The organism is Paenibacillus sp. T2-29, assembly GCF_052921365.1.
This window is the reverse complement of the sequence record NZ_JBREVE010000005.1, coordinates 75,086-94,561: the sequence shown is the minus strand read 5'-3', so window position 1 is coordinate 94,561 and position 19,476 is coordinate 75,086. Positions and strand designations below refer to the sequence as shown.

The 19,476-nt window shown below is 37.5% G+C and carries 24 protein-coding genes, 1 pseudogene and 1 riboswitch; of the genes and pseudogenes, 9 read left to right on the top strand and 16 right to left on the bottom strand.

Annotated elements, in window-relative coordinates:
• Positions 1-29: 29 nt before the first annotated feature.
• Both ACU1JV_RS15740 and ACU1JV_RS15735 read right to left on the bottom strand, forming a co-directional pair.
• Positions 30-236 (bottom strand): DUF896 domain-containing protein, encoded by a 207-nt coding sequence (locus tag ACU1JV_RS15740; protein WP_413986238.1) that lies wholly within the window; start codon positions 234-236, stop codon positions 30-32.
• 108 nt (positions 237-344) lie between these two features.
• Positions 345-713, bottom strand: a complete 369-nt coding sequence (locus ACU1JV_RS15735; RefSeq protein WP_264215612.1) for a LysM peptidoglycan-binding domain-containing protein — start codon at positions 711-713, stop codon at positions 345-347.
• 191 nt (positions 714-904) lie between these two features.
• Between ACU1JV_RS15735 and lexA the strand changes: the two genes are divergently transcribed.
• The 3 genes from lexA (at position 905) to ACU1JV_RS15720 (ending at position 2,296) form a co-directional block, all read left to right on the top strand.
• Positions 905-1,531 (top strand): transcriptional repressor LexA, encoded by a 627-nt coding sequence (gene lexA, locus ACU1JV_RS15730; protein ID WP_013310545.1) that lies wholly within the window; start codon positions 905-907, stop codon positions 1,529-1,531.
• 418 nt (positions 1,532-1,949) lie between these two features.
• Positions 1,950-2,114, top strand: a complete 165-nt coding sequence (locus ACU1JV_RS15725; protein ID WP_016821950.1) for a hypothetical protein — start codon at positions 1,950-1,952, stop codon at positions 2,112-2,114.
• Between the two features lie 41 nt (positions 2,115-2,155).
• On the top strand, positions 2,156-2,296 hold the full coding sequence (locus ACU1JV_RS15720; RefSeq protein ID WP_013371496.1) for a hypothetical protein: 141 nt from the start codon (positions 2,156-2,158) through the stop codon (positions 2,294-2,296).
• A gap of 93 nt (positions 2,297-2,389) precedes the next feature.
• Here ACU1JV_RS15720 and ACU1JV_RS15715 read toward each other — a convergent pair whose 3' ends face one another.
• Positions 2,390-2,887: a DUF2798 domain-containing protein gene (locus ACU1JV_RS15715; RefSeq protein WP_413986239.1), complete on the bottom strand. Its 498-nt coding sequence runs from the start codon at positions 2,885-2,887 to the stop codon at positions 2,390-2,392.
• A gap of 241 nt (positions 2,888-3,128) precedes the next feature.
• Between ACU1JV_RS15715 and ACU1JV_RS15710 the strand changes: the two genes are divergently transcribed.
• Positions 3,129-3,617: a PLAT/LH2 domain-containing protein gene (locus ACU1JV_RS15710; RefSeq protein WP_413986240.1), complete on the top strand. Its 489-nt coding sequence runs from the start codon at positions 3,129-3,131 to the stop codon at positions 3,615-3,617.
• A gap of 150 nt (positions 3,618-3,767) precedes the next feature.
• On the opposite strand, the gene ACU1JV_RS15705 is transcribed toward ACU1JV_RS15710, so the two are convergent.
• Together ACU1JV_RS15705 and ACU1JV_RS15700 are read right to left on the bottom strand one after the other, a co-directional pair.
• Positions 3,768-4,244 carry a hypothetical protein gene (locus ACU1JV_RS15705; protein ID WP_337683535.1) on the bottom strand — a complete coding sequence of 159 codons (477 nt, stop codon included), beginning with the start codon at positions 4,242-4,244 and terminating at the stop codon, positions 3,768-3,770.
• 490 nt (positions 4,245-4,734) lie between these two features.
• Entirely contained in the window at positions 4,735-5,190 is a 456-nt protein-coding gene (locus tag ACU1JV_RS15700) for a MarR family winged helix-turn-helix transcriptional regulator (protein WP_413986241.1), read from the bottom strand.
• A gap of 156 nt (positions 5,191-5,346) precedes the next feature.
• Here ACU1JV_RS15700 and ACU1JV_RS15695 point away from each other — a divergent pair, with 156 nt between their 5' ends.
• Positions 5,347-6,225, top strand: coding sequence for an SDR family NAD(P)-dependent oxidoreductase (locus tag ACU1JV_RS15695; protein WP_413986242.1), 879 nt, complete (start codon positions 5,347-5,349; stop codon positions 6,223-6,225).
• A gap of 395 nt (positions 6,226-6,620) precedes the next feature.
• On the opposite strand, the gene ACU1JV_RS15690 is transcribed toward ACU1JV_RS15695, so the two are convergent.
• From ACU1JV_RS15690 to ACU1JV_RS15670, 5 genes are all read right to left on the bottom strand, one after another.
• A complete protein-coding gene (locus tag ACU1JV_RS15690; protein WP_264215618.1) occupies positions 6,621-7,001 on the bottom strand; it encodes a hypothetical protein in 381 nt (126 codons plus the stop codon).
• Between the two features lie 346 nt (positions 7,002-7,347).
• Entirely contained in the window at positions 7,348-7,563 is a 216-nt protein-coding gene (locus ACU1JV_RS15685; RefSeq protein WP_225683649.1) for a hypothetical protein, read from the bottom strand.
• Between the two features lie 262 nt (positions 7,564-7,825).
• Positions 7,826-9,244, bottom strand: coding sequence for a transcriptional regulator (locus tag ACU1JV_RS15680; RefSeq protein ID WP_413986243.1), 1,419 nt, complete (start codon positions 9,242-9,244; stop codon positions 7,826-7,828).
• A gap of 352 nt (positions 9,245-9,596) precedes the next feature.
• Positions 9,597-9,698: a sporulation protein YjcZ gene (locus tag ACU1JV_RS15675; protein WP_080683377.1), complete on the bottom strand. Its 102-nt coding sequence runs from the start codon at positions 9,696-9,698 to the stop codon at positions 9,597-9,599.
• A 192-nt stretch (positions 9,699-9,890) separates the two neighbouring features.
• On the bottom strand, positions 9,891-10,772 hold the full coding sequence (locus ACU1JV_RS15670; protein ID WP_413986244.1) for a glycosyltransferase family 2 protein: 882 nt from the start codon (positions 10,770-10,772) through the stop codon (positions 9,891-9,893).
• 607 nt (positions 10,773-11,379) lie between these two features.
• Between ACU1JV_RS15670 and ACU1JV_RS15665 the strand changes: the two genes are divergently transcribed.
• Entirely contained in the window at positions 11,380-12,840 is a 1,461-nt protein-coding gene (locus ACU1JV_RS15665) for an FAD-binding protein (protein ID WP_253806494.1), read from the top strand.
• 204 nt (positions 12,841-13,044) lie between these two features.
• On the opposite strand, the gene ACU1JV_RS15660 is transcribed toward ACU1JV_RS15665, so the two are convergent.
• Together ACU1JV_RS15660 and ACU1JV_RS15655 are read right to left on the bottom strand one after the other, a co-directional pair.
• Complete coding sequence (locus ACU1JV_RS15660) at positions 13,045-13,152, bottom strand: hypothetical protein (protein WP_016821960.1); 108 nt, start codon at positions 13,150-13,152, stop codon at positions 13,045-13,047.
• 385 nt (positions 13,153-13,537) lie between these two features.
• The gene (locus ACU1JV_RS15655) at positions 13,538-13,630 is read right to left on the bottom strand and encodes a YjcZ family sporulation protein (RefSeq protein ID WP_225683653.1); all 93 of its coding nucleotides are present in this window, start codon (positions 13,628-13,630) and stop codon (positions 13,538-13,540) included.
• A 223-nt stretch (positions 13,631-13,853) separates the two neighbouring features.
• Positions 13,854-13,954, top strand: a riboswitch (guanidine-I (ykkC/yxkD leader).
• Positions 13,955-14,040: 86 nt separating this feature from the next.
• Here ACU1JV_RS15655 and ACU1JV_RS15650 point away from each other — a divergent pair.
• A complete protein-coding gene (locus ACU1JV_RS15650; RefSeq protein ID WP_040103567.1) occupies positions 14,041-14,379 on the top strand; it encodes a DMT family transporter in 339 nt (112 codons plus the stop codon).
• A complete protein-coding gene (locus ACU1JV_RS15645; protein ID WP_040103566.1) occupies positions 14,376-14,690 on the top strand; it encodes a DMT family transporter in 315 nt (104 codons plus the stop codon). Before ACU1JV_RS15650 ends, ACU1JV_RS15645 begins: the two co-directional genes overlap by 4 nt.
• Positions 14,691-15,774: 1,084 nt before the next feature.
• Here ACU1JV_RS15645 and ACU1JV_RS15640 read toward each other — a convergent pair.
• Positions 15,775-16,173 (bottom strand): hypothetical protein, encoded by a 399-nt coding sequence (locus ACU1JV_RS15640; RefSeq protein WP_413986245.1) that lies wholly within the window; start codon positions 16,171-16,173, stop codon positions 15,775-15,777.
• The gene (locus ACU1JV_RS15635; protein WP_413986246.1) at positions 16,136-16,585 is read right to left on the bottom strand and encodes a hypothetical protein; all 450 of its coding nucleotides are present in this window, start codon (positions 16,583-16,585) and stop codon (positions 16,136-16,138) included. Before ACU1JV_RS15635 ends, ACU1JV_RS15640 begins: the two co-directional genes overlap by 38 nt.
• Positions 16,586-17,762: 1,177 nt before the next feature.
• Between ACU1JV_RS15635 and ACU1JV_RS15630 the strand changes: the two genes are divergently transcribed.
• Positions 17,763-18,083, top strand: a complete 321-nt coding sequence (locus ACU1JV_RS15630; protein ID WP_413986247.1) for a hypothetical protein — start codon at positions 17,763-17,765, stop codon at positions 18,081-18,083.
• Between the two features lie 57 nt (positions 18,084-18,140).
• Here ACU1JV_RS15630 and ACU1JV_RS15625 read toward each other — a convergent pair whose 3' ends face one another.
• Entirely contained in the window at positions 18,141-18,950 is an 810-nt protein-coding gene (locus tag ACU1JV_RS15625; RefSeq protein ID WP_165080745.1) for a discoidin domain-containing protein, read from the bottom strand.
• Positions 18,951-19,120: 170 nt separating this feature from the next.
• Positions 19,121-19,375, bottom strand: a pseudogene (locus ACU1JV_RS15620) (NucA/NucB deoxyribonuclease domain-containing protein); the annotation flags it as partial.
• Positions 19,376-19,476: the final 101 nt, after the last annotated feature.

Below are 19,476 nucleotides of genomic sequence, written 5' to 3'. Positions count from 1 at the left end.
AACAAGGCAAATGATGCAGGCTTTAGACATTAATGCTTCAGCCCGCCATTTCCCTTCGACGTATCATCGTCCACAAATTCAATGGTTTCAAGCTGCTGCCGAAAATTACGGCGAATGTTGCCTAAATAAATTTCCCGAAGGTTGGCGCGCTCTGTGGTTTCCTCTTCTGTCAATCCTTCGGTTTTTGCTTTGCGCGCTAATTCATTAATGCGCTGTACCAAGCTGTCTATATCCAAATTGTGTCCCCTCCATAAAAGCAAAGATATAATACACTTTGACATGTAGAAAAGAGCTTGTCAAGGCTCCCGCAATGCGCTCCTTGACAAGCTCTATAGTCTTATAGATCAGAAGTGTGGAAGCTTAAGCACCTGACCTGCCTGCACTCCCCGATCCTCCAAAGCGTTAATACGCATAATTCCTTCAATATATACCCGTGTATCCATTCGTTCCGGTTTATGATTCACAGCAATCTTCCATAACGTATCTCCAGGTTGTACGGTCAGCTTAATCACCTCTTTATTAGAAACTGAAGGTGCTGCGAAAACCGTAAGTACACCTGCCCCTGCAACCCAAACGATAATTACTAGAATAAGAAGCTTGAGTAAAAGAGTATTGGTAATAACCTGTAACAAACGCACCTTACTCTCTTTTCGGGTCTCCTGTAAATTCTCTAAGTTCATCGGGAAAATACTTTGATAAGTGCTATATTTCATAATTGGCCGCGTCCTCCAAACATTTGTTCTTATGTTTTTTTCACAATATAACACGAACATTTGTTTTGTTCAATAGAAAACAGAACAAAAGTTCGTAAATATTTTTAGGGATTATTTAGAACTTATGTTTGTACGAACGGAGGTTCTATGCTATAATTTTCCCAAACGTTACTAAATGGGGTTGATACGGTATGTCTAAGATTTCGAGCCGCCAGCAGGCCATTCTTGAATTTATCCGCAATGAAGTGCGTCTAAAGGGATACCCCCCTTCTGTGCGCGAAATAGGCGAGGCAGTCGGATTGGCCTCCAGTTCTACGGTTCACGGTCATTTGGATCGTTTGGAGAAAAAAGGACTCATTCGCCGCGATCCTACGAAACCACGGGCTATTGAATTACTTGGTCAAGACGAATCGGATAACAGCAACTTGATTAATTACTCCATTAGTCGTGTTCCCGTCGTCGGCAAAGTAACCGCTGGTCTTCCTATTACGGCGACAGAAAATATTGAAGATTACTTTCCTCTTCCCCAACACTTTGTTGGTGAGGATAAAATATTCATGTTATCTGTTGTAGGCGAAAGCATGATTGAAGCTGGTATTGCTAACGGAGACTATGTAATCGTACGTCAGCAGCAGACCGCTGATAACGGAGACATTGTAGTAGCTATGACAGATGAAGACGAGGCTACAGTTAAAACCTTTTACAAAGAAAAAGATCATATCCGGCTTCAACCTGAAAATCCAGCCTTTGAACCGCTTCGCCTGACACACGTCAGCATATTGGGCAAGGTTGTTGGACTCTTCCGGGACTTCCACTGATTTATCGTGCTTTCTTCCCCGCTATACTACCACGAATATAAAACCGGCCGCCTAGGCGAGCCGGTTTTATATTGTTATTATGTTTACTATGTGTGTCTCACAACTATTCTTTCCTTTTCAGAAACCTATATTGTCTCTACTATTATATCCCCCCCATTATCCGAAATAGTCCCCTCTGATCTTGAACTGTTTACTTTTATTAGCTAAACAAATGGAAATTTGACTCATGTGAACCTACTGTAGCCTTCCCCTATAACGTAAAGTTGGGAAGGCGAACGCAGGCTAGCATGAGTTTTTTTAAAAAACATTTAGGAACATAGGTACTAGCTTCTTTTTGTCTTTAGTAGATTTATGCTGATACATTACTAGCACAATTGACATATGTATATAGCAGACCTAAAGTAAAGGAGTTATGCAGATGATCAGAAATAGAGTTAAAACGTATAAGCATCGCATCGGGAAAAACAGATATCTGGTCGTTAAAGTCTTTCAAGCCGCAGCTGCTAAAACAGGAAGCGGAAATGCACTCGCAACTAACGCATTAAATATCAAAATTTCCAAGCGTAAGCATAAACATCATTAAGATTTAACCGTACCTTCATTTCTTTGAAGGGAGGTGATATTATGAGCAGAAGACACAGCAACCGTGAATTGAGAAGAAGAAGATTAAACATCCGTTCCAACCAAAGAGCCACTGCGCGTGCAAGAGGTAACGCACTGGCTGTCAATCTGTTTAGCGTGAATGATGGACAACGCAGACGTTAATAATTATTTTCAAGCAAAAAGCAGGAAGAATTCTTCCTGCTTTTTTTGTGTTAAATGATCACCAAACTACCAATCCCGCCAGTTATAGCTTCCTCAAACTTGTATCAGCTTTGGTCCTGCTTGCCCGCATTTCTTTATAAATTTTATAAACAAGGCTCGAACAGCTGGACCTATAACCAATAATTGTAATGGATAGGCCACAACAAAGTTCTTTATAAAAATTTCTAAATATGCTTCAAATAATGAATGATCGCTAATAGCATGGCTAAGAATTGAAGTTAATAAACCGTAGAAAGACATAGAACAGGCCATTCCGAACACCATACATGTTGAAATCGTGATAACTAAAAATATTTTTTTGGATTTATCAAAAGGTAGACTCAAAGCAACTTTTTTGGCTATAGGACCCACGATATATAGATCTAATACGAGCGCTATAATAAATCCAATTAGAAATTCAACAGCAATGGTAATCAAGCTAATTTTTCCAATCAATCCGTTAATCAAAAGATTATAGAAGGTCATAATAATGACCATTCCAAAACACATAATAACCCCAAAGTAAAAGCTTTCCTTTTTAGTTGTTGGCATTAAATTCAACCTTTCATTTTTGATGTGATTATTTTAGCTGCAACAAAATTTTCATGTAAGTGAACTTTTTATGAACATATCATTCTGAAATTAATTAAAAATAAGAATATCTGACATATACAGATAAAATCCAACAAACAAAGACAAGTAAAGCAATATTCTTCACAACCAATGAACTATGTACAAACCCATTACACATGTATAACATTAAATACAAATACTAGAAAGGTGGAACATATTAATGAACAAAGTATCTTTGCTAGCATCAGCACTTCTTATCTCATCTGCAGCTTTCGCATCACCTTCTTTTGCAGATCAGGTCACAACTGACACTTATAGCTCATTACAAGACTCTAATAGAAGTATAGAGTCAGTTACACCTTTTGCTAATGTTGAATATGTTGTTACTGTAAATACAGCCAAACTTAAAGATGCTGGAACTGATTCTAATATCTCTATTACTTTGTATGGTTCAAATGGAGATTATGCTACCGCTACACTCAATGGAAGTTTTGAACAAGGAGATTCGGATACAACAAGAATTAGCACCAGCAACCTTGGTGACATCAGAAAAATTACGATCAGGACTGATGGATCTGGACATAAACCAGGTTGGAAAATCGCTAATATAAAAATTACTGGAAACGGGAAAACTTTTTCATTTGCAGGCCCTAACCGTTGGCTTGGTGATGGCGGTTCCCCAGATTCCGAAACACTTTTCCCTTCTTAAGAAAATCACTTTCAACAATTACAATTTCTCTAAAAGACTCTGTCAATATTTGATGGAGTCTTTTTTTTGAAAAATCCCCACTACCTTAGCTGGTCGGGTGGGGATTTCGCTTATTTAGAATATTCACTTACACTACACATTAGGAATTTTCTAATATTTGATTATAGCTGATCCTGCTTTAGCCCACTCTTTGGATTCTAATTGAATCCATCCATATACTGGTGAGTCAGAGTTGATTTTTTGTTTTATCAGTGAAAGGTTTTCATAGTTGCTGGAACTGTAAAGCGACCCTGTTTTTGGCGCAACTTTTACTGTCAGTATATTTTTTATATTTGGTTCTTCATCAGTACTAGTCCAGACTAATCGATTATAATAATTAGCGTTAAATGGATTTTCTAAACCACTAATCGAAAATTTCACTCTTTTCCCGACAATAGATACATCTGTATATGCTGTGTCATCTTTAAAAATTACTAATTGAGATGAAACTAATTCTTGATTAAAAGAGTTTGTATAGGTGTCATGGGTAACACTTGCTACATCTGCCGAAGCTGATAGCGGGGACAAAACTGAAAATAAGAGAGCAATTGTGGAGAAAGTAGTTTTCCTTCCTAATTTCATACTCATTATTTTCATCCTTTCCTTCCTATTTATCTTCATCCATAAACATACGGCTTATTGATTGTCAAAGTAAGGGGAGCTTTGTCTGACATAAAAAATACACATTCGGGTAGATTCCATTGTCCACTTCTACTCTATATTCATACTGCTTACAAAAGAATAAGAGCCGATAATCTTAATTGGCTTCGTTGTAATCTTCCCAACTCTCTTCCGCAGACTGTCCAAGCCGCTCATGATAACATTTTCTTCTTGTTATCTGAAATTAAAATAAGCGTCCCACTGGCTCGTATCTTAAATTGGTTCTGTGCAATACCATTAAGTTAACTGGTAAAACAGTTTAATGAAACAGACAATATATTTGGCTTTTTTTTGCTACATACATTTTTACAGTCATATTGAGCTAACGTTCTCCATTAGCTCAATACATTCTTTGGAAAGTGACGATATTGTTTGCAAGTATTTACATTCGGGACACTTCTTAAGGTTGCGTTCCGTGTCAATTGAGTCCATTAAATTGCCTAAGCATTTGGATGAAATCATGAAGCTCTGTATCTTTCCAGTCCAAAATTCGTTCATAAAAAACGGACTCCTTTTCCTTTAGCGCATCAATTAATTGTTGTTGTCCATGCTCGGTAAGAGATAATACAATTCCCCGTCCATCACTTTGGGAGGCCTCTCTGTTCAAATACCCCAAAGACTGGAGCTGTTTGAGAAGACGACTTACTGAACTTCGATCCATCGCAGTTGATTCTGCTAAAGTGGCGGCATTAGTTGGTCCATAAGAATACAGCCAACGAACAATGTGGAAGGCCGCAGGTTGTAAGGAGGAGTCAAATTTCGCAGCAGCTCTGACATTCAAGGCGTGTGAAGCACTGATAAGTGCGTTAAGCTGCTCGCCCAACTCAATCTCCAATTTTTCCCTTGGTCTATTTTTGACTTCATTATATTTCATCCTCAATCACCTTTCTCTCGATCAAAAACCCATAATAAATCGAATTTGATTGACATATATCAACTAAATTATTATAGTGGACATATGTCAATCAAAGGCGTTAAATCGCCGGATTGGAACTCCAATAAAATTGTAACACATGAAGGAGAAATGACGATGCCTAAAAATGCTACTATTGTCATAACAGGTGCCACCAGTGGTCTTGGACAGCTAGTCGCAATTGAATTGGGAAGACGCGGCTGTTTTGACCTTGTTTTGACTGCCAGGAGTAAGGAACGTGCTGAAGCTACAAGAAAACAGATTGAGGTGTTTAGCCCATCAGCGAAGGTTGACTTTTTTTATGGAAATTTATCAGTACTAAAGGATGTTAAACGGATCGGGTGTGAAATAGCCGCCGCATACCCTAAAATTGATGTGCTGTTAAATAATGCGGGTATCCATGCTTTTGAGCAACGTATCACTTCCGAGGGGTTTCCTGAAATGATTGCCATAAATTATTTATCGCCATGGCTGTTAACACATACACTAAAACCGTGTCTGCAGAACGTAGACAAGGCTAGAGTTGTCAATGTTGCCTCCGAAGCTTCACGCCGTCATGGAGTTTTGAAGCTCCCCGAAGATTTAACGGATACAACTGCCTTTACCGCTCGTGGCTCATCGCCCATTTATGGAAAAACCAAATTATTGAATATTATGTTCACTGCTGAACTGGCAAGACGATGGTCGGATACGGGAATCAGTGTAAATGCACTAAATCCAGGATTCAATGTTACCGGATTGGGACGAGAACTTTGGTTTGCCCCTCTATTAGAACGATTGTTGAAGTTCCTTCGTCTTGGAGATCCGCGAAGAGGAGCAGATATCATCACCCGATTGATTGTAGAGCCGGAATATCATAAAAAAACGGGTGGATACTTTAACGTCGGAACCGGGAAATCTATTGAACCGGTCTCACCCGGAGAAGATCCCAAGATGCAGCAAAAACTATGGAAGGCCACAGAGGATTTGCTGGAACAGAAGGGATTCCTTTCATAAGAACTGATTGAAGAAGGAATAAGACGGCAATAAGTGAAGCGCCAACCATCAATAGAACAAATAACCTTTTGTCTTTCGATCTGCTTCGATCTTTGGTCCTACTGCTAGCTAGTTTTTTAGCCATTGTCATACACCAAGTATTCATTTCCTTTCTAACGCAATCAAAAAAGAAAAAAAAGTTTCCTGACCTTCTTCCTTACAAGAGTTATCTTTTTTAGTACATAAAAAATAAGCCTCAGATTTAATCTGAGGCTCAGAGTTCCATATAGTATCTATTTACACTCCAGGCGACGTAACACGATCCTTTGGGTCACGACTCAAGCTCACTGTAATTGCGATATGCCTTGTGTCACTCTTGTCATTTCATACAAAATATTATATTCCTCTATAGTAATTTATTTTTTGTCGTCTATTCTCCCGTATGCTTCTGCAGTTTCATCACCAGTAATAACTACGTAGAAATACCCCCCACTAGGTACGTCGACATAATCAGTAAATGATCTCCCACTCATAAAAGTATCAAAACTATATGTACCTATTGGGCCATACCTAGATGTGCCGTCAACAGAGTACATAAACATTATTGTAGCTTTACCTGGACCAGTATAACCACCACGTAATCTAACTTTTCCACCATTTGTATGAATAATGTCACTTTGGGCGTAGGTTTCGTTTTTCCACTTAGTTGTGGTTACGTAGCTGGAAGCTGAAACGCTTGTAGCAAACATTAAAAAAGCAGCAATCATGACTAGAAACATCGGTTTGAACTTCTTCATTGAGTATCCCCTCTCAGAATATTGGTATGATTACATAATAAATCTACTATTCTAAGTGTGTCGAAGTAAGGAAAAAATTGTTGTAGATAAAAAAACTCTCCGGCTGCTTACGAAACAAATAGAGACCGTTAATCAACGATTGGAGTTACTCTCAATAGAGAAATTATTGTTGTTGGCTATACCATTTCCGAAGTTGATTTATATTTGCTTGGTGATACCGGCTATGATCAGATATGTGCCAGATTCCAATAAATTAATCACAAAGTTATAATCCGCTAAGAGATCCTTAAGTGAATATCCCTACTTTGCGTAATATTATTATGTTTATCAACCATAGGACCATAGTTTACTCAAGATATTCAGGAATATCTTCTCCTTTAATTCTGTAAACCCATTTCAAGTCTACATATGACAAATGCCTAATCAACTGGGAAGTGCTGTTATACTTATGATCTGGCCCTTTATAATCTAACTCGCTTTGCTTCATATCTTGAACGATGGATTTTAATCGGTTGTAATTACCCTCCACCATTGAATAAAAGATGCCCACCTGCGGTGTCATAGATTCAGACCCTCTTAGATCAAAAATCATTAAAAAACCTCATTTCATGGGAAGATATAATTTGTCATAACTTTGTGCCATCAAAATATTTATATGTATGCTTTAAAACTGAACACTCAGTGACTCATTCGGGGCATGTGTAACAATTCCTTTAACTAAAAAGCTCTACCAACCATAAGGTTAGTAGAGCCTTTGCATTTAAGAACCTCCAACCTGTACAAGGATCTGAATATGTTGCGTCAGGACGGGAAAAAACAAAAAGCTACTTGCAACGATTAACAGTGTCATTTTTTTCAACATTGTCTAACCACACCTTTTCTGATAGTTTAAAATACTCTTCTCTGGCCTCTGGAGACGCGTATGCTTGGAAATGTGCAAAGAGACCCGTACAGTTTATAAAGTATGTTTCATTGTTTAGTATATGTGCTTTTACCATAGCACATAATAATTGTTTAAAACCATCATTGTACTTCCCCCTGTTTAAATAATAGTAGGCCACTTCGTAACAAAACCATGCAATATAGTCAGGTACCACTTGTTGGGTGTACATATCAGTAGATAGCGGAAGTTGGGTAAAGGCATCAATGTCTATCTTAAATCGTGATAGTACATCATCTACATTCAAATTATATCGGTTAGCCGCTATCATAACGTTCAACAACTTTGAGAGTTTTTCATCCTCCACAGTATGTGCTGTTTCAGCTATGTATTCAACATAATCTGCAAGCACACTTGTATCTCCAGATAGGAGTTTATTAACGTAAATATTGCATCGTGCCCAGTCTTGATACATTTCTACCCAATATAGGGTATCATCATCAGTCTCTCTAACCCACTCCAAGTCTGCATAGGCATATGTATATTGTAGAGCTTGTTGATAATCGCCTTGGGCATCACAGACACTTGCACACAACAGGTCAGCATAGGTAATATATACAAACATGGGGCGACTTAAACTATTTTTAGACTCGTCATCCTTTAGTTTCTTCTGTTGATGTTTCAAAGTGTATTGGATTTCCGCTTTAGCTCTCATTTTTATCGCCATTTCCTTAACCTTATCCCATTTACGCAAAGACCTGTACACATTAGCTAAGTCCTTCAATGCATCAAGTTGTTCTATTTCATCTAGGCGCTCGACATAAGGCTCGAAAAGTATGGCTGCCCTAAGATTGCGGCTTTGATCGTCATCAATCTGAATCGTGAAAATCCGATATTGACAGATGGCCAAGCGTTCAGAATGTTGATATTTTTCCACTTCTGCTACACTTTCATAGAGCAATAGTGCAGCATCATATCGTCCCTGCGCTAACAATTCTTCTGCAATGTCAAATAGCTTGGGTGAGTAGAGTAGATTGTCCATGATAGCTCCCACCACTCGACGGATCGCATCCAACTTGTCCAACTCTGCACAGCGATACAAAAATGGTTCGATTCGCCTCATATTAGGGGGAATGTCGATAATATAGTTTTCTACATATAAGTCGTAAAAATAGCCTTCTGGTAAACCCATAGCCTCAGTGATTCTATCAATTTGGTTAACAGACATAGAACTATTTCCTGTTACAATGCCACTTACTATCCCCCTATTAATGCCTGCGATATGCCCGAATTGCGTTAGGTTCAGACCCTCTTGTTTTAGGTATCTATCTAATTCCGCCCGAATCGTAGGTGTATGCTTCATGTCATATCCACCCTTCACATAAAAATTCCAAAATTTTTATATTATTGTTATCTATTTTTCTCTAAAATTGACCATATGTCAATATATTATGCGAATAATGTGAGATTTCATTTTTAACATAAAATGAAATAAAAAAACTTCGGTAAGTAAGGTTTATGCTGATCACTGACAGTAGAACCCAATAAGCGCAACCACCTATTATGGCAGGGTTTCCCAAGTAGGCTGTAAAAACTTAGTTAACCAAAAGGAAGAGAATACTATGGTTACTGCCAAATAACCTATGCGCCATTGGGTTCAACTTTTACCATCTTAAAAAAAAGTGAAGTGTGTTACATTATAATTTTTCACAAAATTAAATCCAAAATGCTTTAGTAATTATAACCAAGAGGATAAAAAGCACCAAAATTGCCGCTGTAGAAGTCCACACACCGTAGCCACCTTCACATGCACCCATGGTTTTAACCTCCTTTAATTGTTGTACTTCTAATATATGTATAGATACGTTTTGTGACAGGGCATACAGACAAACAAAACAAAGGCTCAACCAGCTAAACCGGCTGAGCCTAATCACCTTTTTGTAAAAACATTACAAGCTTGTGCCACTAGAGTATCATCGGTCCAACAGGATCACTTGCTTATCTCTCTGTCAATAAGGAATATGGGATATACACCTTGAAAACGCTATATTTAACATTTCCTGGTTATAAACTAAATACTTACTGTTTTGGTCTATCACCCAGTTGGCAAAACCTAATGCTCTGGTGTAACTACCATAATCGTAGGGATTAACTTTAAACTCAAGAATGTCCAGCATAATCTGGTTCTCTTCATCTGATAATTCCAAGCCCAACTTACTAAACTGTCTTTGACGAATTCTCCGAGCAGTAGCATCTTGTATAGCTTTGTGCTGATTGGACACTTGTCCATTATGTTGACGATAATATAATACGTTTATGGGGAGGTTCGCCATTTGTACTTGGAAAGCTAGTCGGTTCCACAATTCGTAGTCTTCGGCATGGGGATAATTACTATCATATTGAATGCCAAGCCGACGGATCATGCTATTGCGCATTATTACAGCCGGATGGCAGATACAACAGTGAAATAGCAACCATGTTTTTATTTCGTCATGACTGGCCGGATTTACCTTTATTGATCCTCCACTAGATGAAGTAAAAGCAGCACCGCATACATCAATCAATGGATTTTGATCCATAAATGCGATTTGAATAGCTAGTCGATCTGGCGTAGAAATATCATCGCTATCCATACGAACGATATATTCACCATTGGCCCTTTTTAATCCTTCGTTTAAAGAAGCGATCAACCCTCGATTGGTATTATGGAAGATTTTTATCACTCTAGGGTCTGATATTTGTGAAATAAGAAAGGTAGATCCATCTGTCGAACCATCATCAATAACAATTAATTCAAAATCCGAATAAGTTTGAGCTAAAATACTGTGTATTGCTTCCAAGACAAAAGCCGCATTATTGTAAACTGGCAGTATGACCGAAGCTCGTGGCACAATATTCCCTCCCTTTCATATTTTAAAAATAGAAGCAATAATAAAATCACAAAGCAGCTCCCCTATTTTTGATAGCTGTTCCTTCTATATTCTTATGTTCTAAGATATGTTCTGAAATATATTTCGAAGCGGCTTCCCGGTAATATAATATGCCCTTTTGAAAATTTAGAAGCTCTCCACTCCTAGAAAGCCAATCTTCTTATCAAAAAGACACCTCCGTATAATTAATTAACAAAAAAAGATTCGCTAGTGCCATCAAAGATTGAATGGTTTGAATATTCCTGCTTCAAAGTCGACTTAATTACTTCTAAGATAACATTGACAAAATAAGTAATAAATTTGTACAATTAGGAAAAATATATTACTTAGATTCCATTCTTCATCGGTAATAAACCTATTATAATATCAGTAATATTTTCTTAAAAATGGGTATAACAACTCTTTTTTGCCTCTCCTTTTTGCAAATGTGCCTGTAATTAATTTAACGTAACGATATTTGTCAGATATCACGGCTGCATATACTACTGTATATCAATATCTAAGTGGAAAACGGACTGTGAGATTAAGCCGAAGATCATATCTGCATCTTAAAAAGGGAGATTGAATGATGGAACGAAATGTAACATCCGTAGAACACTACACTCCAATTTTGATTGTCGGTACGGGTATCTCGGGGCTTGCTGTCGCTTATTATTTATCGAAAAACAATATCAAGTATACCATTACAACAAAAAAGAATGCGCCCAAACAAAGCAACTCCTTTCTTGCAGCCGCAAATACACGTGTTCCATCGGAGAATGATATTAACAATATTATTAATCTTACGATTAATAAATGTGGAGCAGATCGATCGGTTATTGAAACGCTATATAGAAACTCCAACATAGTTATAAATTTTTTCGAGGAATTAGGAATCTCTTATGAGAAAACATCCTTTGGTATCATGCCTGAATGTTTGATTAAATCACAGGGAGGAAAAAAATTAATTAATTGTCTGTTACAACATATTGAACAACCGCTGTGTAATAAAATTTTGATTGATTTGGAAAAGTCTGATGATGGAATTATCGCATTATTTTATGACATTCAATTAGATCAATTTATCAGGATATATACTAATTATTTGGTATTAGCTACAGGAGGATATGCGGGACAATTTAATTACAATGATAATTCACCGGGTTCGACTGGAGAAACGCTTATCCTAGCTAAAAAAATAGGTGCAAGATTAAAGGGAATGTCTACTGTAATGTCTCATCCTTGGTCAATATATAATGGAAGACAAATTTTATTGGGCGGAGTTGTATCTTTAAGTCAAGGGAAAATAGTAGATGAGAAAGGAATTCAACTATTAAAAGATGAGTATATTTGTGATGCTATTGCTCGAGATGATTACCACGAAATGATTGACGAGATTTTACATTTTGAACTAGATTGCATCAAGCAAAAAAAGGATATGTACTTGGATATGAGCCATGCTGATGAAAATATATTGAATGAAAGATTTAAAAAATATGGGTTTAGCACTAAGGTGGTTAAAAATAAAAAAATCAAAATCACACCAACAATGCACTATTCTTCAGGAGGAATCGAAATCAATGCTACTGCTGAAGTTATAAACTTGAATCGTGTTTTTGCTACTGGAGAAGCTCAATTTAATGGTGATCTAGGTATGGGAAGAATCCCTGGGCAAGCATTTGCAGCGGGTATCGTTTTCGGTAAATTAATTGCTGACAAAATAGCTAATGAAGGTGTCTTCAATACTCAATACCCGATTACATTTAAAGATACACCTGAACCTATGCAACTGTACTCAAAAGAAAATAATGACTTTCCAATTGAAGAGTTTCAGAAAAAGTTGTCAACTCTAATGGTGGATCTGATCGCTCCTGATTCATCTATGGTTTCTCTATCACTTCATAAAAGAGAAATCCAAGAAAGTCAAAACATAATATTAAGTAGCGCAAGAGGATCAGGAAAGCGATATGAGGATATTTTAACATTATTTTTTGGATATTTTGTTGCGTTAGAAATTATAGAAGATCTTGAAAAAAAGCATTCGGTATAGGCTAATAAACCCTTCAATGAGAACGTTCCCCTTTCCGACGAAACCCAATAAGCGCAAAACTATTATGGCAGAAATTCAGCAAGCACCCACCAAAAGAACAGCGAATGCTGTGGCTATTGCCAAATAGCTTATGCGCTTATTGGAATCAACCTTCTTTTACATTCCATGAGTGAAGTGATATTATCCAACAGTTCTTTTCACAAATTAAACCCAAAGTGATTTAGTGATGATAACTAAGAGAATAAAGAGCACTAAAATCGCCGCTGTAGAAGTCCATACACCGCCGCCGCCATTACCTTCATATGCACCCATGCCTTTTAACCTCCTTTATCTGTCGTCATTTTAATATATGTAAGAATACATTCTGTGATAGGGCATGCTGGTAATTAAATAACACCACAGAAACATTTTTCCCTTTATTTTGAATATATCCACTCTTATTCCCGTTTTCATTAACATTGGATACTACCTTTCCGTTAGAGCAGGCACCATTGATCAAAATACCATTGACGCATGAAAGTGGATCATAGCGCTTCTGAGTTATTAAAGCTAATCAAGAAAATGCTCAAATAAAACAAGCTCTACTAACCTTAATCGGTCGGCAGAGCTTGTTATCTAATCTGATTTCGGGCAGATTACCAAAGAAATAAGGGTATTGAACTTGTTGATGGGGCACTATACAATTTTCTTCACAAAATTAAACCCAACACGATTTAAGGATGATAACCAAAAGGATATAAAGCACCAAAATTGCCGCTGTAGAAGTCCACACACCTGCACATCCACTCATAGCTTTAGCCCTCCTTTAATTGTTTTCACCTTAATATATGTATAGCTACGACTCCGTGACCGGGCATTCAGTTAAATGGAAAATACACCCAACCAGGCGAATCCAGTGAAGATGCAGTTGTAGACTAAGCATCGGCGTTAAAGTAACTGGCAGGTTAGTGGTGGAGTTGTAAATTGACTCATGTTACATCGCGTGTTAGTATGATTTTAGCCAATAACTGAATAAAAACGTTTTCTAGGGTTCCGCAATCGCAAGATTGGTCTGGTCCAAGAGAAAACGCACAGCCAAGTGGCTGTGACACGGAGGGATAAAAGCCTGGGAGATAACCGCATTGTGCGGTTTATTTTCCGGGCTTTTATCTTTTTCTTTTTTGCCCAATTTTTAATAAGAAGTTTAAGGAGGAGCGTGTTATGAACAAAACGTGGTTTTCAGTCATTGTGGCCGCTATATTCGAGGTTGCTTGGGTCAGTGGGTTAAAGCATGCGGATAGTTTTTGGGAATGGAGTGGTACATTAATCGCAATTTACATCAGCTTTTATTTGATGATCAAGGCGGCTCGTTCATTAGCGGTTGGAACTGTATACGCTGTATTTGTCGGGCTAGGGACAGCTGGAACTGTAGTAGCTGAAATTCTATTGTTTGGCGCAGACATAAGTGTTTCGAAAGTAGCTTTAATCGGGCTGCTACTTATTGGAGTAATTGGACTAAAAATGCTTAGTAAGAAGAAAGAGGAGGTGAGTGGACTATGAATTGGGTGTATTTGATCTTAGCGGGCATTTTTGAAATGATCGGGGTTCTGCTTATAAACAGGTTCAATCAAACCCGCAGTTGGAAATCGCTGACTCTTTTGATTACTGGTTTTGGCCTAAGTTTTATATTTTTATCGTTGGCAATGCAAACACTCCCGATGGGGACAGCTTACGCTGTATGGACTGGAATTGGCGCTTCTGGAGGCGCTATCCTCGGCATGATCCTTTATAGTGAGCCCCGCGGTTTAATGCGCATTTTGTGTATAGGGTTGGTCCTTAGCTCTGCTGTGGGGCTGAAACTAGCTAGTTAAAAATATATATTGATGCAGCTCTAAAGTTCGTTTCCTGAGCAAGCTAACGATGAATGTTAATTTTAATAAAGCTACGGCAGTCTAGGATTATATTTCCTCTTCCAAGGCTGCCGTTGAAATAAAATTCTACGAGAGTTTAGAACTGAAATTGCAGAAACCAACCTCAGTGTCATCTTTAAAACGCAATTGATCAAAATTATGAAGTCGACAAAATATATTAGGCAAATCTCTAATATTAAGAGTCAACATTTTGGCTTGTATATACTTTTGATAAAGTTCTTCTTGTTGCATATAGGATTTGTGAACAAGCTAGAACTCCCTTGCTACCATATTTGCTTATAATATCCACTACTTTTCCATCAATTTATTGAATATCTCTCTATCTTTGGAAGTAAAGTCGGAAATCCGTTTCTTTTGCTCGTACGTGTTGGTACTTGAATCCAATTTAATGAAGCTATTTTCACCAACCACGTATACGATATTTTTTTTTATCTTATATGACACAATATTATCAACAGTATTTTCCAGTGAATCAGCAAGATGATTATAAAGAATTAAAGGGTCGTGCGGCCCCCCTCTATAAATTTGAAAAGTCCCGTCACCAAAATATTCTACGGTATCTTTGCCTGATGGGTATTTATACTTCGTATTATCCCCCAAATTCACTAAAAAAATTATAGTAGTAGTTATAACTAGTAGAGAGAGCAAGACCAAAATAAAGATATATCTACGCTTCATCCGCAATTCACACCTCACTTCCAAGCTTTTTTTGTATCAGTTACTGTTACATAAGACGTATACTCATTTAGTGTTCCCTATGATTCCATTAAATTTGTTAGGTTTGCTGCAGCCCAACCAAGTTTGTTGTTCCCAGTAAACATTTGTTTAAAATTATATTCAAAATTATAGACATCAGAATACGTTGTAGTAATTTTCCATTGCCCGTTTACATATGTTCCATCTATTTTGTACTTCATTTTGTGAAAAGCATTATATAAATCTCTATCACTTTCTAATTGCTCAGATCCATTATAAGAAAAACTTTTAACTTTTTTAGCATTAGCTTTTTTGACTTCATCATTAACTATTGCGATGTGCTCTTTAGATTTTTAACTTGCTGCGCCTCATATGACCACTCGTTAAAGTGTAAATTTCCTGGTTTGTAGTCAAGTAAATGTTGAAGTAAATTGGCTGTGATGTCCCCGTACTTCCTTCGAGCTATAGGAACAGCTACTAATGCAAATGCTTTACGATCAGGATAATGTATTACAGTATCTGTTGAATTCTTTACCTTCTCTACGCCTCGCACCCAAGTCTTTTCTAGTTCTACCATCGGATTTTCAAACGGAAAAGTATTATTTCCTGCATACACTAACATATTCTTACTATATGCGCCTTCCAGTACTTTTTGCGAGGCATCAGACTGATTCTTTTCTCTTTTTTCCTTAGGTTCTAACTGAGGACTGTATTGAATTTTTCCCAATTGATCTTCTTTTTATTTTAAAAACAAGTTCAAACTCAAGGATCTCTTTGCTGGTATCAATCTGTTCTTGATACTCATCTACGTAAGCGTGTGTAAACGTAATATCTCGGATTGTATTTTCATTTCTAACGATTTGGATATTACATTTGCGATAGTAATCCTCAGTATCAGGTTTATATTCTGTGTTTGCCCATGTATACAGCATGTTGGAATTATCCGCATTGTCTACAACTGAAGGAAGCGAATGAAGCGGAATTTTGCTTTGAATATGTAGCGAATGATTCAAGTTTGGAGACTTAGCTGAAAGCTTTATGGAACTATTATTCTTATAAGTAAAGCCAATGATTTCACCTTTTACAAACTCGATTGGTTCACCACCGGATTTGCGTTCTATTCTTATTGAAATGCTCATTGAAATAATCTCCTCTGTTAATTCAATCTAGTTTTGTAGGAAAAAATTGTGAAAAAACTAATTTCCAAATATTAATATATACGAAAAATATTAAATAGTAAACATATTTTCAACGTGCTAAAGGACGTAAAAAAAGCCCCGGTTACCTATGGCCTTTTATGTACTGCAGAAATAATATCCTCCAACTTAACCCAGCTAAAATCATCTTCATCGTGTGGCAACCGTACGTGAGTTGTAGGAATTTATTAGCGCTTGCTTGATTAGCTGCACTTTCTGATCATCCAATTCTGGCTTGCCACGCCGTTAACTGTCGTTCATGAGTTTTAGATACGCTTCCTTATATTCCGGTATGATGCGGCTGCTTTCCCCTAATCCATTACCTTCGAGTCTTATTGACATGATATGTATGCAGCCTCCTGATGTGTTATGGACAAATTATATTCTGAGTACAGAAAAATAAACTTCAGATCATTGGAGGTTTAATACCGTATAATGGCTATTTCCAAACGAGAAATGTAATGATCTTTTGGCACCATCCCAGCCCTCTATGATTACAATATAGAGCGTATCCGTCTTCGCTCAGCAGAATAATGTAGAGTATTGGTGGTAGCGTTCGATATCAGGTAACAAAGCATTCAACTTCTTTGTTACCCGGCGTTTCTGTATACTATACAGATCAAAACAATAAACGACGAAAGCGGACACAACTATTATGCAACAATTACGGAATAGACGTTACCAAAGTTACACTAAACTTTTGCAGAAGTTTAAGATGGCGCACGTGAAGCCATGGAAAGATTATGGGGGCGATATTCCTGAGCCAGTAGGATAAATCAAGAACAGCAGTAAATTTAATGTGTGTATTCCTAAAAGCCTACGTCGTCCATTGCCAAAAGGGGCTACCGAAAATTCTCCCTTGAACTAGCATTGCCTTTACAAATTGAGCAAATGAGGGATTTACAATAAAGTTCGTCCCCCCTATTACCCCAGTCTAAACAGACGCATCGCAGTTCGTGCCAACCTCAAACGGCAAGTCATTCACCGCATTGGTGCCAAGATGCCAAAGGCTAAGAATAGCTGCGAGTTCCCAAAAAACAGTTATCAATAAAGCGTACAATCACAGCACGTTGATACATTTAAACTAATCAGGAAATTATCCAAGTAGGAGGAAATAACCATGCCATTTGAAGGTTATGGAGAAGACAAGCGAGAACATTGGTTTGACTGGCCATTCCCCTTGTCGGTATCAATACTGTATGTAGATGCGGATGTAGATGAAACAGAAACGAAATGGTACCTCATTGACGAACAAGAAAAACACTTGATCCGAATTAGGGATGAAAAGCAAATTGAACTCCTTCATCACTGCATGTATGGAGTCTTGTTAAATGACGAGAAGATCAACTGGATTATTGATAAAAATGGCGGTAGATTTACCTATCACGATAGTGTGCAAGATTTTATCAATTTCCAGAAAGAATACCTTGATACACTATAAGTGGCGTGAACAGCTAAAAGCTCTACCGACCAATTAAGGTTAGCAGAGCTTTTAAATTTATTTAGAATATTCACTTACTTCAAATGTTAGGATACGATCATACAGCATGTAGTCCTTACGGCTACTGAACGGGCCTTTATTGTTATCGTGCTTATTAATGGCGTACGAAGCCGATCCAGAACCTGCTTGTTTAGCCTCATACCACGCAATAAAGTCATTGACATCTTTCATACTCAAATCAAATTCCTTCTCCAAGCCAGTTGTCATGGTGACTACTAGAATAGCACGATCCCCGTTTGAAGTTTGGTCCGGGTCCTCTGTTCCTGGATTAGGAGTGGAACTCGATACTTTAGACATCATCTCTAATTCGCTAAGAGCTAGATACTGACTTCCATTATTGCCTGTAATATTAATTCTATAATCTTTGTACGAATTAGGGTTAGAGAAAGTGAATTTTTTAGGAGTGCTATCTACCCATCCAGTGATATTTGACTGAGTGTCTAGCACATTCCAAGTAACCCCATCATTTGAGCCTTCGAAAGTCCAATCTTTAGGGGCACGGTCAGTTGCCGTTGTCTGTGGATATATCACATATTGCTCAATAACTTCGGCTTTAGGAAAGTCATATCTTAGCCAAGCAGAAGCTGTACTTGATGTCCACGCACTAGCAATAGTAGCAAATTCTTTGTTAAACGCCTCATATGCGTATGAATATTCATTACTAGCACTTGCTACTCCAGATGGAAAAATGTTAGTTGTCATATGTGGAACTAGATTTTCTGAATACTCTGCTTCAGCTGCAAAAACATTCGACAAGGGAAGAGATAAAAGAACTAAAAATAAAACTGTTATACATGCTTTCTTCATTAAATAATCCTCCAATATTTTTAATAGAACTAAGAATAATTTAATTGAGGAAATGTGTCTAAACATAAACTTGCTTATCTATAAATATGTTCTATATTTTTGCATATTTATTTTTTATTGGACATTAAAAAAGACTCATACCAGCTTCTATACTGGTTGAGTCCTTGTTTTTATTTCACATACCTTACCTTTGTGCCATCAGCATACTTATCTAACTGATGACTTACCCAACTACCTGCTCTCCGGTTATCACTAGGGGTTATGTATTCTTATATCAGCACCTGCGCCACCTTCTGCACACATTGCCATTGGCCATTCATCAAGGTCATATCCTTTTTTAGTTGGATAGCCCTTGAGTGACTCCTCTTTCTGTTTTCTTCGGCTCTATCTCTGTCAATCGTACATACAGCAGAATGTCCGGCTGCTGCTTGTTGGTTGATTGCTGTCGGTTCAGCCTAAACGCCTTGAACGGAAAAAATAGCAGCTAGTAAAAATACGATTAATCCTCTTGCAATCCCTTTATCAT

Coding starts and splice junctions, on each gene's coding strand:
- ACU1JV_RS15680 (WP_413986243.1), bottom strand. CDS start 9,244: ATGAAGCATACACCTACGATTCGGGCGGAATTAGATAGATACCTAAAA.
- ACU1JV_RS15695 (WP_413986242.1), top strand. CDS start 5,347: ATGCCTAAAAATGCTACTATTGTCATAACAGGTGCCACCAGTGGTCTT.
- ACU1JV_RS15655 (WP_225683653.1), bottom strand. CDS start 13,630: ATGAGTGGATGTGCAGGTGTGTGGACTTCTACAGCGGCAATTTTGGTG.
- ACU1JV_RS15625 (WP_165080745.1), bottom strand. CDS start 18,950: ATGAAGAAAGCATGTATAACAGTTTTATTTTTAGTTCTTTTATCTCTT.
- ACU1JV_RS15710 (WP_413986240.1), top strand. CDS start 3,129: ATGAACAAAGTATCTTTGCTAGCATCAGCACTTCTTATCTCATCTGCA.
- ACU1JV_RS15685 (WP_225683649.1), bottom strand. CDS start 7,563: ATGACACCGCAGGTGGGCATCTTTTATTCAATGGTGGAGGGTAATTAC.
- ACU1JV_RS15665 (WP_253806494.1), top strand. CDS start 11,380: ATGGAACGAAATGTAACATCCGTAGAACACTACACTCCAATTTTGATT.
- ACU1JV_RS15700 (WP_413986241.1), bottom strand. CDS start 5,190: ATGAAATATAATGAAGTCAAAAATAGACCAAGGGAAAAATTGGAGATT.
- ACU1JV_RS15690 (WP_264215618.1), bottom strand. CDS start 7,001: ATGAAGAAGTTCAAACCGATGTTTCTAGTCATGATTGCTGCTTTTTTA.
- ACU1JV_RS15725 (WP_016821950.1), top strand. CDS start 1,950: ATGATCAGAAATAGAGTTAAAACGTATAAGCATCGCATCGGGAAAAAC.
- ACU1JV_RS15705 (WP_337683535.1), bottom strand. CDS start 4,244: ATGAGTATGAAATTAGGAAGGAAAACTACTTTCTCCACAATTGCTCTC.
- ACU1JV_RS15720 (WP_013371496.1), top strand. CDS start 2,156: ATGAGCAGAAGACACAGCAACCGTGAATTGAGAAGAAGAAGATTAAAC.
- ACU1JV_RS15645 (WP_040103566.1), top strand. CDS start 14,376: ATGAATTGGGTGTATTTGATCTTAGCGGGCATTTTTGAAATGATCGGG.
- ACU1JV_RS15735 (WP_264215612.1), bottom strand. CDS start 713: ATGAAATATAGCACTTATCAAAGTATTTTCCCGATGAACTTAGAGAAT.
- ACU1JV_RS15715 (WP_413986239.1), bottom strand. CDS start 2,887: ATGCCAACAACTAAAAAGGAAAGCTTTTACTTTGGGGTTATTATGTGT.
- lexA (WP_013310545.1), top strand. CDS start 905: ATGTCTAAGATTTCGAGCCGCCAGCAGGCCATTCTTGAATTTATCCGC.
- ACU1JV_RS15675 (WP_080683377.1), bottom strand. CDS start 9,698: ATGGGTGCATGTGAAGGTGGCTACGGTGTGTGGACTTCTACAGCGGCA.
- ACU1JV_RS15660 (WP_016821960.1), bottom strand. CDS start 13,152: ATGGGTGCATATGAAGGTAATGGCGGCGGCGGTGTATGGACTTCTACA.
- ACU1JV_RS15630 (WP_413986247.1), top strand. CDS start 17,763: ATGCCATTTGAAGGTTATGGAGAAGACAAGCGAGAACATTGGTTTGAC.
- ACU1JV_RS15650 (WP_040103567.1), top strand. CDS start 14,041: ATGAACAAAACGTGGTTTTCAGTCATTGTGGCCGCTATATTCGAGGTT.
- ACU1JV_RS15635 (WP_413986246.1), bottom strand. CDS start 16,585: ATGAGCATTTCAATAAGAATAGAACGCAAATCCGGTGGTGAACCAATC.